Origin of the sequence: Bacillus cereus group sp. BfR-BA-01316, assembly GCF_022664195.1 — a bacterium.
In the GTDB taxonomy this organism is placed as follows: Bacteria; Bacillota; Bacilli; order Bacillales; family Bacillaceae_G; genus Bacillus_A.
This window is the reverse complement of sequence record NZ_JAKUGX010000007.1, coordinates 1-16,779: the sequence shown is the minus strand read 5'-3', so window position 1 is coordinate 16,779 and position 16,779 is coordinate 1. Positions and strand designations below refer to the sequence as shown.

The following is a 16,779-nucleotide window of genomic DNA, read 5'->3' as shown; positions in this document are numbered from 1 at the left end:
GAGAAAGTCTCTTTTTTATTCCGTTTTTTAGGTATTTCTTTTATACATGTAAGGAGGAATTGAGCATGGAGTACAAAAATACATTACTAATGCCAAAAACAGAGTTCCCAATGCGTGGGAATTTACCGAAACGCGAGCCTGCAATGCAAGAAAAATGGGCTGAAATGAATATTTATGAAAAAGTGCAAGAACATACGAAAGGTCGTCCTTTATTTGTACTACATGATGGACCTCCATATGCGAATGGTGACATTCATATGGGACATGCATTAAATAAAGTATTAAAGGACTTTATTGTTCGCTATAAATCAATGACTGGATACTGTGCACCATATGTACCAGGTTGGGATACACACGGTTTACCGATTGAACAAGCTTTAACGAATAAAGGTGTAAAACGTAAAGAAATGACAGTTGCTGAGTTCCGTAAGTTATGCGCAGAGTATGCATATGAGCAAGTAGAACGTCAACGTGAACAATTTAAGCGTTTAGGTGTACGTGCAGATTGGGATAATCCATATATTACTTTAGAGCCAGCTTATGAAGCACAACAAATTAAAGTGTTTGGTGACATGGCGAAAAAAGGTTATATCTATAAAGGACAGAAACCAGTTTACTGGTCTCCAACGAGTGAATCAGCTTTAGCAGAAGCTGAAATTGAATACCAAGATAAAAAATCAGCATCTATTTACGTAGCATTCCCTGTAAAAGACGGAAAGAACGTATTAGAAGGTGATGAGAAGTTCATTATTTGGACAACAACACCTTGGACGTTACCTGCTAACTTAGGTATTTCTGTTCATCCAGAACTTGAATATGCTATTGTGAAAGTAAATGATGAGAAATATATTATTGCTTCTGAACTATTTGAGACAGTTGAAAAAACGTTAGAATGGGAAAATGCTGAAGTTGTGAAAACGGTAAAAGGTAGCGAACTTGAGTATACAGTTGCAAAACACCCATTCTACGATCGTGACTCATTAGTTATGCTAGGGGAGCACGTTACAACAGATGCTGGTACAGGTTGTGTTCATACAGCACCTGGGCACGGGGAAGACGATTTCCTTGTTGGTAAGAAATATGGTTTAGAAGTTCTTTGTCCAGTTGATGATAAAGGTGTATTAACAAATGAAGCACCTGGATTTGAAGGCCTATTCTATGATAAAGCTAATAAACCAATTACGGAAAAATTAGAAGAAGTAGGTGCGTTACTAAAATTAACATTTATTACGCATTCATACCCACATGATTGGAGAACGAAAAAACCAATTATTTTCCGTGCAACAGCACAGTGGTTTGCATCTATTGAAGCATTCCGTAAAGAATTATTACAAGCTGTTGAAGAAACGAAATGGGTGCCAGCGTGGGGTGAGACTCGTCTTCATAATATGGTTCGTGACCGTGGTGATTGGTGTATTTCTCGTCAACGTGCATGGGGTGTACCAATTCCAGTGTTTTATGCGGAAAATGGAGACCCAATTATTACAGATGAAACAATTAGCAATGTAGCAAATTTATTCCGTGAACACGGTTCTAACATATGGTTCGAGCGTGAAGCGAAAGATTTATTACCAGAAGGATTTACACATCCAGGTAGCCCAAATGGTGAATTCCGTAAAGAAACAGATATTATGGATGTATGGTTTGATTCAGGTTCTTCTCACCAAGCGGTATTAGAAGAGCGTGATGATTTACAACGTCCAGCAGATTTATATTTAGAAGGATCTGACCAATATCGTGGTTGGTTTAACTCTTCATTATCAACAGCAGTTGCTGTAACAGGTAAAGCACCGTATAAAGGTGTTCTAAGCCACGGTTTCGTACTAGATGGTGACGGACGTAAAATGAGTAAGTCGATTGGAAACATCGTTGTACCGAAGAAAATTATGGATCAATTAGGCGGAGATATTTTACGCTTATGGGTTTCTTCTGTTGACTATCAATCTGATGTACGTATTTCAGATGATATTTTAAAACAAGTAGCAGAAGTATATCGTAAAATCCGTAATACATTCCGTTTCTTATTAGGAAACTTAGATGACTTTAATCCAAGTGAAAATACAGTGGCGGCAGCTGAGCTTCGTGAAGTGGACCGTTACATGTTAGTAAAATTAAATGACTTAATTACAAAAGTAAAAGAAGCATATGAAGCATATGACTTTGCGGCAGTATATCACGCAATCCATAACTTCTGTACAATTGATTTAAGCTCATTCTATTTAGACTTTGCGAAAGACATTTTATATATTGAAGGTGCAAATCACCACGATCGCCGCGCAATTCAAACAGTATTATATGATGTTCTTGTTGCATTAACAAAACTTGTAACACCAATCTTACCTCATACAGCTGATGAAGTATGGCCTTATGTTCCTGGTGCAGAAGAAGAAAGCGTACAGTTAACTAATATGCCAGAAGTTGTAGAAGTAGATGGTGCTGAAGCGTTAAAAACAAAATGGGATGCATTTATGACGTTACGTGATGACGTATTAAAAGCTTTAGAAGTTGCTCGTAATGAAAAAGTAATTGGTAAGTCATTAAATGCAAGTATTACACTATATCCGACTGCAGAAATGAAAGCTATGTTAGAGTCTATTAGTGAAGACTTAAAACAACTATTTATCGTTTCTGAGTATAAACTTGGTGGTATGATAGAAGAAGCGCCAGCAGATGCGCCTAAGTATGAGCATACAGCGGTTGTTGTAGCTCAGGCAACGGGTGACACATGTGAACGTTGTTGGGTTGTTTCAGAAACAATTGGTAAAGATGCGGAACATGAAACATTATGTGAGCGTTGTGCAACGGTTGTTAAAGAAAACTATGTAAAATAATGAAAAAACTGACTGCTCATAATAGCAGTCAGTTTTTTGTTGATGATATACCGAAATAACTTTCACTCTCTTTCCTATGAAGGAAAAATGTGTGTGAGGTAAGCGTGGAAATTTCGGACACACTAATTGTACATTGCAGCTGGGAGGAATGTACACGTGAATGGAATTTATATGGAAATAAAAGAAGAATTGCAATTGATGAGAAAAGAGTTGCAAGATAGACTGGCGAAAGAAGTAATGCACACATACTATATGGAATTTGGGCAAGAACTTGGACACGAAATAAAGGAAGAGACAAAGAAAAAATTGCTATTACATGATATAAAAGAGGATTTAAAAGATGTAGAACGTGCATTGTTTAAAATGGAAATAGATATGTACGGTATTTGTGAAGAAACTGGAAGAGCGATTCCTACAAAACAAATGAAAACAATGCCGACTGCTCGTACTATTCATGAATTTTTCTATGAAAAGGTAAATGTATGAATGCACACAACGATATTATGTTACCTTTTTTTAATTTATTTTATTCTTCCGTAAAGGTTCATTGTGAAAAGTTAGCAGCTATGCTAAAATTTTGAGGTACACTGTCTTTGTGGGGGAAATGAAAATGATATATTATGTAATAGCGTTATTTGTCATTGCCATCGATCAAATATCGAAGTGGCTAATTGTAAAGAACATGGAATTGGGTACGAGCATTCCGATTATCGATAATGTATTATACATAACATCACATCGAAATAGAGGAGCTGCCTGGGGTATTTTAGAAAATAAAATGTGGTTTTTCTACATTATTACAGTCATTTTCGTAGTATTTATCGTATTTTATATGAAAAAATATGCGAAAACGGACAAGCTTCTAGGTATTTCATTAGGTCTAATTTTAGGCGGAGCAATTGGCAATTTTATTGATCGTGTATTTAGACAAGAAGTAGTGGATTTCATTCACGTGTATATTTTCTCGTACAACTATCCAGTATTCAATATAGCTGACTCAGCATTATGTATTGGAGTTGTATTAATTATTATTCAAACAGTATTAGAAGGAAAGAAAACGAAGGAGTAATTGAATGAGTGAAGTAGTACAAGTAACAGTTGCAGAAGAACAAAAAAGCGAGCGAATTGATAAATTTGTTGCAGAAATAAATAGTGAATGGTCACGTTCACAAGTACAGCAATGGATTAAAGATGCTGTTGTGACGGTAAATGGAAAATCAGTTAAAGGGAATTATAAAGTAAAAGGAAATGATGAAATTACAGTAACAATTCCCGAGCCAGAAGAGTTAGATATTCAACCGGAAGATATGAATTTAGAAGTTTATTATGAAGATGCCGATGTACTAGTTGTAAATAAGCCGCGTGGAATGGTAGTACATCCAGCACCAGGGCATACGAAAGGTACGCTTGTAAATGGACTTATGCACCATTGTACAGACCTATCAGGTATTAACGGTGTAATGCGCCCTGGTATAGTGCACCGTATTGATAAGGATACATCTGGACTATTAATGGTTGCTAAAAATGATATGGCGCACGAATCACTTGTAAATCAACTTGTAGCAAAAACGGTAACAAGACGCTATAAAGCGATTGTACATGGTGTAATTCCACATGATAAAGGAACAATTGATGCTCCAATTGGTCGTGATAAAAAAGAACGTCAAAGTATGACCGTTGATGAAAACGGTAAGAATGCTGTTACACATTTCCAAGTGTTAGAGCGATTTAAGGATTTCACACTTGTAGAATGTCGCTTAGAAACGGGACGTACACACCAAATTCGTGTTCATATGAAATATATTGGTTATCCACTTGCAGGGGATCCAAAGTATGGTCCGAAGAAAACATTAGATATGAATGGACAAGCACTTCATGCAGGGATTTTAGGTTTCAATCACCCTCGTACTGGTGAATATATTGAGTTTGAGGCACCGATTCCAGAAGTGTTTGAAGAAGCACTAAATATTTTACGGAAATAGTATTGACAAATCATAAGAAAACTGAGATACTGACAACAGTTAAATAATGATCCTTTAACACAGCCCCGTGAGGTTGAGAAGGTAACGGTTTGAAATACTTAGGGTATGCTGTACCCTTTTTTCAAAAGTCCTCTCACACACGCTGAGAGGACTTTTTTTATACCATTACTCTCACGCAAGAAAAAAAAACTTGGAGGTGTAGAGCATGCAAGAGAAAGCTGTCGTTTTAGATGACCAAATGATTCGCCGCGCTTTAACACGAATTAGTCATGAAATCGTGGAACGAAATAAAGGTGTCGATAATTGTGTTCTTGTCGGAATAAAAACACGTGGAATTTTTATTGCACAACGTTTGGCAGAACGAATTGGTCAAATTGAAGGAAAAGAGATGGAAGTAGGAGAGTTAGATATTACGTTATATCGTGATGATTTAACACTACAATCGAAACATAAAGAACCACTTGTAAAAGGTTCTGATATTCCTGTAGATATTACGAAGAAAAAAGTTATCCTTGTGGATGATGTGTTATATACAGGAAGAACAGTTCGAGCAGCAATGGATGCTCTTATGGATTTAGGTAGACCATCACAAATCCAATTGGCTGTTCTTGTTGATAGAGGTCATCGTGAATTACCAATTCGCGCTGATTATGTAGGAAAGAACATCCCAACATCTAGTGAAGAGCGTATCGAGGTTGATTTGCAAGAGACAGATCAACAAGATCGAGTAAGCATATACGATAAGTAAAGCCCTTTTAAATGTAGTCCTGTGAGGCTGCCAAAGGGTCTTGGCTTTCATATGTCAAATTTGGCATATGAAAGTGTAGGACTCTTTGTGCACAGGCACAAAGAGTTTTTTTATTGCAAAAATTAAAACTGAAGGAGGATGTAACAATGGAGCAAAAGCCAGTGTTAGACATTCATGAAGTACCGAAACCGGGAAAATGGTTATTATTAAGTATACAACATTTGTTCGCGATGTTTGGATCAACAGTGCTTGTTCCGTTTTTAACAGGACTGAATCCATCAGTAGCTTTAATATCAAGTGGGTTAGGAACGCTAGCGTTTCTTCTAATAACGAAAGGTCAAGTACCAGCATATTTAGGATCATCATTCGCCTTTATTGCACCAATTATTACAGCAAAAACAGCAGGGGGACCTGGAGCAGCAATGCTTGGTGGCTTGCTAGCGGGACTTGTGTACATCTTAATCTCACTCGGAATTAAGAAATCTGGGTCAGAGTGGATTATGAAATTACTTCCGCCAATCGTAGTTGGACCAGTCGTAATGGTAATCGGTTTAGCTTTAGCACATACAGCAGTGAACATGGCGATGAACGGTGCGGATGGTAAGTATAGCATTACACACTTTTCAGTAGCATTAGTAACATTAGCAATTACAATCATTTGCTCCATATTCGGGAGAGGTTTTTTCAGTATCATACCAGTTCTACTTGGAATCATCGGCGGGTATATATTCGCTTACTTCCAAGGGCTAGTAGATTTAAAGCCCGTAGCTGAGGCAAAATGGTTTGTCATACCAGACTTCACAGTACCGTTTGTAACATATACTCCGGAGTTTTCATGGAAAATTGTACTCTTAATGGTACCAGTTGCACTTGTAACAATTTCAGAACATATCGGACATCAAATTGTACTTGGAAATGTTATTAAAAGAGATTTAATTGAAAAACCAGGTTTACATCGTTCAATCTTCGGTGATGGGGTAGCAACATTGATCGCATCACTAATAGGTGGACCACCGAATACAACATACGGTGAAAACATCGGTGTGCTAGCAATTACGAGAGCATACAGTGTATACTTATTCATCGGTTCAGCAGTATTCGCAATCATATTCGGGTTTATCGGTAAGATTTCCGCACTGATTCACTCCATACCAACACCGGTTATGGGTGGTGTATCAATCTTACTATTCGGTGTAATCGCATCAAGCGGTTTACGCATGATGGTAGATGATAAAACAGACTTAAGTGACAAACGAAACTTAATGATTGCATCAGTTATACTAGTAATCGGTATTGGCGGAGCGGTACTGCACGTAGGGGAATCGTTCCAAGTAGAAGGAATGGCACTAGCAGCAATTGTAGGTGTACTGCTAAATTTACTACTACCAGAAACGAAACAATCTAAGCAGATTGCTTCATAAAAACAACCTTTTAATTCAGTCCTGTGAGACGGAAAGGGTGGCTTCTTCCTTGCACCCTAGTCTCACACGACTAGGGTATTTTTATGCAGTTGTTGTTATATAAATACAAAAGTGATAACATAAAAATCAGAAAGATGAGGGATGACGATGAGCCATTTGTTAACGATGAGTGAATTATCGGAACGAGAAATTTCAGAAATCCTAAAAGACGCAGAAGATTTTGCGAATGGAAAAGAGAGCAAAACGACAGAGCAAACATTTGTTGCGAACTTGTTCTTTGAGAATAGTACGAGGACGAGATTTAGCTTCGAAGTTGCTGAGAAGAGATTAGGACTTGAAGTATTAGACTTTTCAGCAGATTCATCTAGCGTACAAAAAGGAGAAACTTTATACGATACGATAAGAACACTAGAATCAATCGGAACAAAAGCGGTAGTCATCCGCCATGAGCAAGATCGTTACTTCGATGAATTAAAAGATCAGGTGAATATCCCAATCTTGAACGCTGGAGATGGATGTGGAAATCATCCAACGCAATGTCTACTCGATCTTCTAACAATTAAACAAGAGTTTGGAAGATTTGAAGGTTTGAAGATTGCAATAGTTGGGGATGTTCGTCATAGCCGAGTAGCACGTTCTAATGCAGAGGCATTAACGAAACTGGGCGCGACAATTTACTTTGCAAGCCCAGAAGATTGGAAAGATGAAGAGAACTCATTTGGAACGTACAAGAGTTTAGATGAACTTGTTCCAGAAGTGGATGTGATGATGTTACTTCGTGTACAACATGAGCGTCATGACCATTATGAAACAGACATTATGAAAGAGTATCACGAGCAACATGGGTTAACAGTTGAAAGAGAAAAACGTATGAAAGAAGGAAGCATTATTATGCATCCAGCCCCTGTAAACCGTGATGTTGAAATTGCGAGTGAACTTGTCGAGTGTGAACGCTCACGCATATTTAAGCAAATGGAAAACGGGGTCTACGTAAGAATGGCTGTACTAAAACGCGCATTACCAAATGTATTAGGAGGAATGAAACATGAATTATTTGTTTAAAAACGGTCGTTATATGAATGAAGAAGGAAAAATTGTAGCAACAGATCTTCTCGTACAAGATGGTAAAATTGCGAAGGTAGCAGAAAATATTACGGCAGATAATGCTGAAGTAATCGATGTAAATGGAAAGTTAATCGCACCTGGATTAGTAGATGTACACGTTCATCTTCGTGAACCAGGTGGTGAACATAAAGAAACAATTGAAACAGGAACACTTGCAGCAGCAAAAGGTGGATTTACTACAATTTGCGCAATGCCAAACACACGCCCAGTACCAGATTGTAAAGAACATATGGAAGACCTACAAAAGCGTATTAAAGAAAAAGCACATGTAAATGTATTACCATATGGAGCAATTACAGTACGTCAAGCAGGTTCTGAAATGACTGATTTTGAAACGTTAAAAGAACTTGGAGCGTTTGCTTTCACAGATGATGGAGTAGGCGTGCAAGATGCAAGCATGATGTTAGCTGCTATGAAGCGTGCATCGAAATTAAATATGGCAGTTGTTGCACACTGTGAAGAGAACACACTTATTAATAAAGGATGTGTACATGAAGGGAAGTTTTCTGAGAAACACGGATTAAACGGTATCCCATCAGTATGTGAATCCGTACATATTGCCCGGGACATCTTACTTGCGGAAGCTGCAAATTGTCACTATCACGTGTGTCACGTAAGTACAAAAGGATCTGTACGTGTAATCCGTGATGCGAAACGTGCTGGAATTAAGGTGACAGCAGAAGTAACACCGCATCACTTAGTATTATGTGAAGATGATATCCCATCGGCTGATCCTAACTTTAAAATGAATCCACCGCTTCGAGGAAAAGAAGATCATGCAGCGTTAATTGAAGGACTATTAGATGGAACAATTGATATAATCGCAACTGACCATGCACCGCATACTGCAGAAGAGAAAGCGCAAGGGATTGAAAGAGCACCGTTCGGAATTACTGGTTTTGAAACAGCATTCCCGCTTTTATATACGAACCTTGTGAAAAAAGGAATCATTACATTAGAGCAACTAATTCAATTCTTAACAGAAAAACCAGCTGACACATTCGGTTTAGAAGCAGGGCGCCTAATAGAAGGTAGAACAGCTGATATTACAATTATCGATTTAGAACAAGAAGAAGAAATTGATCCAACAACATTCTTATCAAAAGGAAAAAATACACCATTCGCAGGTTGGAAATGCCAAGGTTGGCCGGTTATGACAATCGTTGGTGGTAAGATCGCATGGCAAAAGGAGAGTGCATTAGTATGAAAAGACAACTTATCTTAGAAGATGGAACAGTATTAATTGGAAAAGGTTTCGGAGGAGAAATCGAAAAGTCAGGTGAGGTTGTATTTACAACTGGGATGACTGGATATCAAGAAACTTTATCTGATCCATCATACTGCGGTCAAATCGTAACATTTACGTATCCATTAATCGGAAACTACGGCATTAACCGTGATGATTTTGAATCAATTCACCCATCTGTAAATGGCTTAATCGTAAACGAAATTTGTGATTATCCATCAAACTTCCGTAATGAAATTTCGTTAAATGATTACTTGAAAGAAAGAAATATCCCAGGATTAGCAGGAATTGATACGAGAAAATTAACAAGAAAAATTCGTCAATATGGAACTTTACGCGGACGTCTTTGCAATATGGATGTGGATGTAGAGGACATCGTTAGCCAATTGAAAGCAACTGTCTTTACAGATCATGTGAAACGCGTAACAACAAAAGATCCATATCCAAGTCCAGGCCGTGGTCATCGCGTTGTACTTGTAGACTTCGGAATGAAACATGGTATTTTACGAGAATTAAATAAGCGTGACTGTGATGTAATTGTTGTACCTTATAATACAACAGCAGAAGAAATTTTACGCCTTAGCCCAGATGGAATTATGTTAAGTAATGGACCTGGGGACCCAAAAGATGTACCAGAAGCAATTGAAATGTTAAAAGAAATTATTGGTAAAGTTCCTTTATTCGGGATTTGCCTAGGACATCAATTGTTCGCGCTAGCATCTGGTGCGAATACAAGTAAGTTAAAATTCGGTCACCGTGGTTTAAATCATCCAGTAAAAAATCTTGCAACTGGAAAAGTAGCAATTACATCTCAAAACCATGGTTACGCAGTAGAAGAAGAATCAGTTGGAAATACAGAACTTGAAATTACACATGTTGCTTTAAATGATGGAACAGTAGAAGGTCTTCGTCATACGAAGTTCCCAGCATTTACAGTGCAATACCATCCAGAAGCTTCTGCAGGACCAGAAGATGCAAATGATTTATTCGAAGATTTCTTAGCAATGATTGAAAACTTCAAGAAAGAAGGGGAAGAGTTATGCCAAAACGCCTAGACATTAACACAATTTTAGTAATCGGATCAGGACCAATTGTAATTGGGCAAGCAGCAGAGTTTGATTACTCTGGTACACAAGCTTGTCAATCTCTTAGAGAAGAAGGTTACAAAGTAATCCTTGTTAACTCTAACCCAGCAACAATTATGACAGATACTGCAACAGCAGATAAAGTATATATAGAACCATTAACACTAGAATTCGTAAGCCGTATTATTCGTAAAGAACGTCCAGATGCAATCCTACCAACATTAGGTGGTCAAACAGGCCTAAATATGGCAGTTGAACTTGCGAAATCAGGCATACTTGAAGAGTGCGGAGTTGAAATTTTAGGAACAAAATTATCAGCAATCGAGCAAGCGGAGGATCGTGATTTATTCCGTACATTAATGCAGGAATTAAATGAACCAATTCCATCTAGCACGATTATTCATACGCTGGAAGAAGCACATGAATTTGTAAAAGAAATTGGTTATCCAGTTATTGTTCGCCCAGCATTTACAATGGGGGGAACAGGTGGCGGAATCTGTAGTAATGAAGAAGAACTAATTGAAATCGTATCAGGTGGATTAAAACATAGTCCAGTAACACAATGTCTATTAGAAAAGAGTATTGCTGGTTGTAAGGAAATTGAATATGAAGTAATGCGTGATTCGAATGATAACGCGATTGTAGTATGTAACATGGAAAATATCGATCCGGTTGGGGTTCACACAGGTGATTCTATCGTTGTAGCACCGAGCCAAACATTAAGTGACCGTGAGTATCAAATGTTACGAAACACTTCATTAAGAATTATTCGTGCATTAGGAATTGAAGGTGGATGTAACGTTCAGCTTGCACTTGATCCACATAGCTTCCAATACTATGTAATCGAAGTAAACCCGCGTGTGAGTCGTTCGTCTGCACTAGCATCTAAAGCAACTGGATATCCAATTGCGAAGCTAGCGGCGAAAATTGCAGTCGGTTTAACATTAGATGAAATTGTAAACCCAGTAACACAAAAAACATACGCTTGCTTCGAGCCAGCATTAGATTATGTTGTTTCAAAAATTCCACGTTGGCCATTTGATAAGTTTGAATCAGCAAACAGAACACTTGGTACACAAATGAAGGCAACTGGTGAAGTTATGTCAATCGGACGTAACTTAGAACAATCATTATTAAAAGCGATTCGTTCTTTAGAGCTTGGCGCTTATCACCTAGAGTTAGACCACTTAAAAGAGCTTGATAAAGAAACGATGAAAAAGCGTATTATAAAAGCTGATGATGAGCGACTGTTTGTTGTAGCAGAAGCGATCCGTCAAGGTGTAACGAAAGAAGAAATCAACGAATGGTGTGAAATGGACTTCTTCTTCTTACAAAAAGTTGAAAATATCGTAAACATGGAACGCGAAGTAAAAGCGAATGTAGGAAATATGGAAGTGTTACAATCTGCGAAAGAAATGGGCTTCAGTGACCATTACATCGCCAATGCTTGGAACAAAACAGAGCGTGAAATTTACGATATGCGTAAAGAAAGCAATATGACTCCTGTTTATAAGATGGTAGATACTTGTGCAGCAGAGTTTGAATCTGCAACACCATACTACTACAGCACATATGGTGACGAGAATGAATCGATTGTAACAGATCGTAAGAGTGTAGTTGTACTAGGATCTGGTCCAATCCGTATTGGTCAAGGTGTTGAGTTTGATTATGCAACAGTTCACTCTGTATGGGCAATAAAAGAAGCTGGATATGAGGCAATCATTGTTAATAACAACCCAGAAACAGTTTCAACAGACTTCAGTATTTCTGACAAATTATACTTTGAACCATTAACAATCGAAGATGTAATGCACATTATCGATTTAGAAAAGCCAGAAGGTGTTATCGTCCAATTTGGTGGACAAACGGCAATTAACTTAGCAGCTAAATTAGAAGCACACGGTGTAAAAATCTTAGGAACATCACTTGAAGATTTAGACCGTGCAGAAGATCGTGATAAGTTTGAAGCAGCTTTAACAAAGCTTGGTATCCCGCAACCAGTTGGTAAAACAGCAACGACTGTAGAGCAAGCAGTAGCAATTGCTGACAAAATTGGTTACCCAGTATTAGTAAGACCATCTTACGTACTAGGTGGACGTGCGATGGAAATCGTATATCGTCAAGAAGAATTACTGCACTACATGAAAAATGCGGTTAAAGTTCACGCAGATCACCCAGTATTAATCGACCGTTATATGGTTGGTAAAGAAATTGAAGTAGATGCAATTTCAGACGGTGAGAATGTATTCATTCCAGGTATTATGGAACATATCGAACGCGCTGGAGTCCACTCTGGGGATTCAATTGGAGTATATCCACCACAGAGCTTATCTGAAAAACTAAAAGAACAAATTATTGAACATACAATTGCGCTTGGAAAAGGTTTAAACATTGTTGGATTACTAAACATTCAGTTTGTAGTATTCAAAGATGAAGTGTATGTAATTGAAGTAAATCCACGTGCGAGCCGTACAGTACCATTCTTAAGTAAAATTACAGGCGTACCGATGGCAAATATCGCAACGAAAGTTATTTTAGGTCAAAACCTTGTAGAACAAGGATATGGAACTGGCTATCACCCAGAAGAGAAGGAAGTGTATGTAAAAGCACCAGTATTCTCATTTGCAAAACTACGCTCAGTTGATACAACATTAGGGCCTGAAATGAAATCAACAGGGGAAGTAATGGGTAAAGATTTAACGCTTGAAAAAGCATTATATAAAGGACTTGTTGCTTCAGGAATTAACATTCCAACGCACGGATCAGTAATCATCACTGTAGCGGATAAAGATAAAGAAGAAGCGATGGAAATCGCAAAACGTTTCCATGAAATCGGCTATAACTTATTAGCAACAGCTGGAACAGCACAATCATTAACAGAACAAAACATTCCGGTGCAAGTTGTAAACAAAATTGATTCGGAAGACTACAACTTACTTGATATTATTCGTCAAGGAAAAGCACAGTTTGTAATCAATACATTAACAAAAGGAAAACAACCAGCGCGTGATGGTTTCCGCATTCGCCGTGAATCAGTAGAAAATGGTGTGGCTTGCTTAACATCACTTGATACAACGAGAGCAATCTTGGGAGTATTAGAATCTATGACATTCTCAGCTCATTCAATGAAAGAAATTACGCAAACGAAGCGTCACGAGGTGGTACATGCATGATGCAAAAGCAAAATATGATCGTCGTTAACCAAAAAGAAATCGCAAAAAACATTTACGAATTAGTGCTTCAAGGAACTATAGTGCAGCAAATGAACGATCCAGGGCAGTTTGTACACATTAAGGTAGCAGAGGGGATTACGCCCCTTCTGCGCCGCCCAATTAGTATTTGTAATGTCGATCAAGACAAGAACGAATTTACAATGCTATATCGTGCGGAAGGACAAGGAACAAAAACATTAGCGAAAAGAAAACAAGGTGAACTTGTAGATGTGTTAGGACCACTTGGTCATGGATTTCCTGTAGAAGAAGCGGAATCTGGACAAACGGCTCTATTAGTTGGTGGGGGAATTGGTGTACCACCACTATATGAATTGTCACAGCGTCTTGTAGCAAAAGGAGTACGCGTTATTCACATCTTAGGTTTCCAAACGAAAGATGTTGTTTTCTATGAAGAGAAATTCGCAGAACTTGGTGATACGTATGTTGCAACAGTTGATGGTACACATGGTACAAAAGGGTTTGTAACAGATGTAATTGATAGCTATGGAATTGACTTTGACATTCTATACTCATGTGGACCTTTAGCGATGCTTCGTGCATTAGAAGGACGCTATAAGGAGAGAAAAGCCTACATTTCATTAGAAGAACGTATGGGCTGTGGCATCGGAGCATGTTTCGCATGTGTATGCCATTTGCAAGCAGATCCGAGTGGACATTCTTACAAGAAGGTGTGTAGCGACGGACCAGTATTTCCAATCGGGGAGGTTGTACTATGAACAGATTGCAAGTTGAATTACCAGGGTTATCATTAAAAAATCCAATCATCCCAGCATCTGGTTGCTTCGGATTTGGTCGTGAGTATGCACAGTTCTATGATTTAAGTGTACTTGGATCAATTATGATTAAAGCGACAACAGAACAGCCTCGTTATGGAAACCCAACGCCTCGTGTTGCTGAAACACCAGGCGGAATGCTAAATGCAATCGGGCTTCAAAATCCTGGATTAGAAAAGGTAATGAATTCTGAATTACCTTTTCTCGAGCAATTTGATCTTCCGATAATTGCAAACGTCGCTGGTTCACAAGCTGAGGACTACGTAGCGGTTGCGAAGGAAATTTCAAAAGCACCAAATGTTCATGCGCTAGAATTAAATATTTCTTGTCCAAACGTAAAAACGGGTGGTATCGCTTTTGGTACGAATCCTGAAATTGCTGCTGATTTAACGAAGCGAGTAAAAGAGGTTTCTGAAGTACCGGTATATGTGAAATTGTCACCGAACGTGGCAAACATTGTGGAGATTGCAAAAGCAATTGAAAATGCAGGTGCGGACGGTTTAACGATGATTAATACATTGCTTGGTATGCGTCTAGATTTAAAAACTGCAAAACCAATTTTAGCAAACCGTACGGGCGGACTATCAGGGCCTGCGATTAAGCCAGTAGCAATTCGCATGGTACATGAAGTAAGTCAAGCGGTTAACATTCCGATTATCGGAATGGGTGGTATTGAAACAGCGGAAGATGTAATTGAATTCTTCTATGCTGGCGCAAGCGCGGTCGCAGTTGGAACAGCGAACTTTATCGATCCGTTCGTATGTCCGACAATTATTGAAGAATTACCAGCATTACTAGATGAATTAGGATTTGATCACATTTCGGAATGTCAAGGAAGGAGCTGGAAGTAAGTATGTCACAGTCGCTAATTGTTGCACTAGATTTTCCAGGGAAACAAGAGGTAGAACAATTCTTATATCACTTTGAAGGGGAAGAGTTATTTGTCAAAGTTGGTATGGAGTTATTTTACAAAGAGGGTCCTGCAATTATTACGTACTTAAAAGAAAAAGGACATAAGATTTTTCTAGATTTAAAACTTCATGATATTCCGAATACGGTAAAAAGTGCTATGCGTAGCCTAGCTAGTCTAGATGTAGATATGGTAAATGTTCATGCTGCTGGGGGAAGTAGTATGATGAAAGCTGCGATTGAGGGATTAGAGGAAGGTAAGCAAGAAGGAAAAGAGAGACCGATTTGTATTGCAGTTACACAACTAACAAGCACTTCGGAAGCTATGATGAAAAAAGAGATTGGCATTGAGAAAACGTTAGAAGAAGCGGTTACTCATTATGCAAAATTAACGAAAGAAAGTGGACTTGATGGAGTTGTTTGTTCAACACTTGAAGTACCAAAATTACGTGAAGTATGCGGAAATGAATTTGTAACAGTAACACCGGGGATTCGTCTTGCAAGCGATGATGTAAATGACCAAGTGCGCGTAGCAACACCGAAACGTGCGAGGGAACTTGGTTCAAGCTACATCGTAGTTGGACGTAGTATTACAAAAGCAGAAAATCCGCTTGAAGCGTATAAAACAGTAAAACAACAGTGGGAAGGTGTAACAGTATGAAAAAAGAAATCGCATCGCATTTATTAGAAATTGGAGCAGTATTTTTACAACCGAATGATCCATTTACTTGGTCTTCTGGTATAAAATCACCAATTTATTGTGATAATCGTTTAACTTTATCTTATCCAAAAGTACGCCAAGCGATTGCAGCTGGATTAGAAGAGTTAATTAAAGAGCACTTCCCAACTGTAGAAGTTATTGCAGGAACAGCAACGGCTGGTATTGCGCACGCAGCATGGGTAAGCGATCGTATGGATTTACCAATGTGCTACGTACGTAGTAAAGCAAAAGGTCACGGTAAAGGGAACCAAATCGAAGGAAAAGCTGAAAAAGGTCAAAAAGTAGTAGTAGTAGAAGACTTAATTTCAACTGGTGGTAGTGCAATTACATGTGTAGAAGCACTTCGCGAAGCTGGTTGTGAAGTATTAGGAATCGTATCAATCTTCACATACGAGCTTGAGTCAGGAAAAGAGAAACTAGAAGCAGCAAACGTAGCATCATATTCTTTAAGTGATTACAGTGCATTAACTGAAGTTGCAGCAGAAAAAGGTATGATCGGACAAGCTGAAACGAAAAAATTACAAGAGTGGCGTAAAAATCCAGCTGACGAGGCTTGGGTTACAGCGTAACATGAAAAAAGACGACTGCGGGGGAAATAATCTGTACCCTTTGTAAAGGACATTTTGAAAAAAGTTAGGCAACATCAAGAAGATGATTTCTGTATCCAACAGGAGTCATCTTTTTTAAATTCCATTGATATCTATA

At 38.3% G+C, this 16,779-nt stretch carries 15 protein-coding genes; 14 read left to right on the top strand and 1 reads right to left on the bottom strand.

Features of this window, described 5'->3' with window-relative positions; all coding sequences use genetic code 11:
* Nucleotides 1-65 precede the first annotated feature (65 nt).
* The 14 genes from ileS2 (at nt 66) to pyrE (ending at nt 16,643) form a co-directional block, all read left to right on the top strand.
* Nucleotides 66-2,831 (top strand): isoleucine--tRNA ligase, encoded by a 2,766-nt coding sequence (gene ileS2 / locus MR071_RS08090; RefSeq protein WP_242235668.1) that lies wholly within the window; start codon nt 66-68, stop codon nt 2,829-2,831.
* Nucleotides 2,832-2,987: 156 nt separating this feature from the next.
* Complete coding sequence (locus MR071_RS08085; protein WP_242235665.1) at nt 2,988-3,317, top strand: TraR/DksA C4-type zinc finger protein; 330 nt, start codon at nt 2,988-2,990, stop codon at nt 3,315-3,317.
* A 124-nt stretch (nt 3,318-3,441) separates the two neighbouring features.
* A complete protein-coding gene (gene lspA / locus MR071_RS08080) occupies nt 3,442-3,900 on the top strand; it encodes a lipoprotein signal peptidase LspA (protein WP_002111421.1) in 459 nt (152 codons plus the stop codon).
* A gap of 4 nt (nt 3,901-3,904) precedes the next feature.
* Nucleotides 3,905-4,813 (top strand): RluA family pseudouridine synthase, encoded by a 909-nt coding sequence (locus tag MR071_RS08075; protein ID WP_105584746.1) that lies wholly within the window; start codon nt 3,905-3,907, stop codon nt 4,811-4,813.
* A 205-nt stretch (nt 4,814-5,018) separates the two neighbouring features.
* Nucleotides 5,019-5,561 carry a bifunctional pyrimidine operon transcriptional regulator/uracil phosphoribosyltransferase gene (pyrR, locus tag MR071_RS08070; protein ID WP_001156489.1) on the top strand — a complete coding sequence of 181 codons (543 nt, stop codon included), beginning with the start codon at nt 5,019-5,021 and terminating at the stop codon, nt 5,559-5,561.
* Nucleotides 5,562-5,707: 146 nt separating this feature from the next.
* A complete protein-coding gene (uraA, locus tag MR071_RS08065) occupies nt 5,708-6,982 on the top strand; it encodes a uracil permease (RefSeq protein ID WP_142395766.1) in 1,275 nt (424 codons plus the stop codon).
* A 147-nt stretch (nt 6,983-7,129) separates the two neighbouring features.
* Nucleotides 7,130-8,044: an aspartate carbamoyltransferase gene (gene pyrB, locus MR071_RS08060; protein WP_105584748.1), complete on the top strand. Its 915-nt coding sequence runs from the start codon at nt 7,130-7,132 to the stop codon at nt 8,042-8,044.
* A complete protein-coding gene (pyrC, locus tag MR071_RS08055) occupies nt 8,028-9,314 on the top strand; it encodes a dihydroorotase (RefSeq protein WP_105584749.1) in 1,287 nt (428 codons plus the stop codon). Before pyrB ends, pyrC begins: the two co-directional genes overlap by 17 nt.
* Nucleotides 9,311-10,408 carry a carbamoyl phosphate synthase small subunit gene (locus MR071_RS08050; RefSeq protein ID WP_105584750.1) on the top strand — a complete coding sequence of 366 codons (1,098 nt, stop codon included), beginning with the start codon at nt 9,311-9,313 and terminating at the stop codon, nt 10,406-10,408. Before pyrC ends, MR071_RS08050 begins: the two co-directional genes overlap by 4 nt.
* Nucleotides 10,393-13,611, top strand: a complete 3,219-nt coding sequence (gene carB, locus MR071_RS08045; protein WP_242235663.1) for a carbamoyl-phosphate synthase large subunit — start codon at nt 10,393-10,395, stop codon at nt 13,609-13,611. Before MR071_RS08050 ends, carB begins: the two co-directional genes overlap by 16 nt.
* Nucleotides 13,608-14,387 carry a dihydroorotate oxidase B electron transfer subunit gene (pyrK, locus tag MR071_RS08040; RefSeq protein ID WP_105584752.1) on the top strand — a complete coding sequence of 260 codons (780 nt, stop codon included), beginning with the start codon at nt 13,608-13,610 and terminating at the stop codon, nt 14,385-14,387. The genes carB and pyrK overlap by 4 nt, the downstream gene beginning before the upstream one ends.
* Nucleotides 14,384-15,295, top strand: coding sequence for a dihydroorotate oxidase B catalytic subunit (gene pyrD / locus MR071_RS08035; RefSeq protein WP_002121858.1), 912 nt, complete (start codon nt 14,384-14,386; stop codon nt 15,293-15,295). The genes pyrK and pyrD overlap by 4 nt, the downstream gene beginning before the upstream one ends.
* A 2-nt stretch (nt 15,296-15,297) precedes the next feature.
* Nucleotides 15,298-16,014 (top strand): orotidine-5'-phosphate decarboxylase, encoded by a 717-nt coding sequence (gene pyrF, locus MR071_RS08030; protein ID WP_105584753.1) that lies wholly within the window; start codon nt 15,298-15,300, stop codon nt 16,012-16,014.
* The gene (gene pyrE, locus MR071_RS08025) at nt 16,011-16,643 is read left to right on the top strand and encodes an orotate phosphoribosyltransferase (protein WP_215553984.1); all 633 of its coding nucleotides are present in this window, start codon (nt 16,011-16,013) and stop codon (nt 16,641-16,643) included. Before pyrF ends, pyrE begins: the two co-directional genes overlap by 4 nt.
* A gap of 64 nt (nt 16,644-16,707) precedes the next feature.
* Here pyrE and MR071_RS25770 read toward each other — a convergent pair.
* The coding region (locus tag MR071_RS25770) for an IS3 family transposase (protein ID WP_325782561.1) at nt 16,708-16,779 on the bottom strand (72 nt) is incomplete at its 5' end.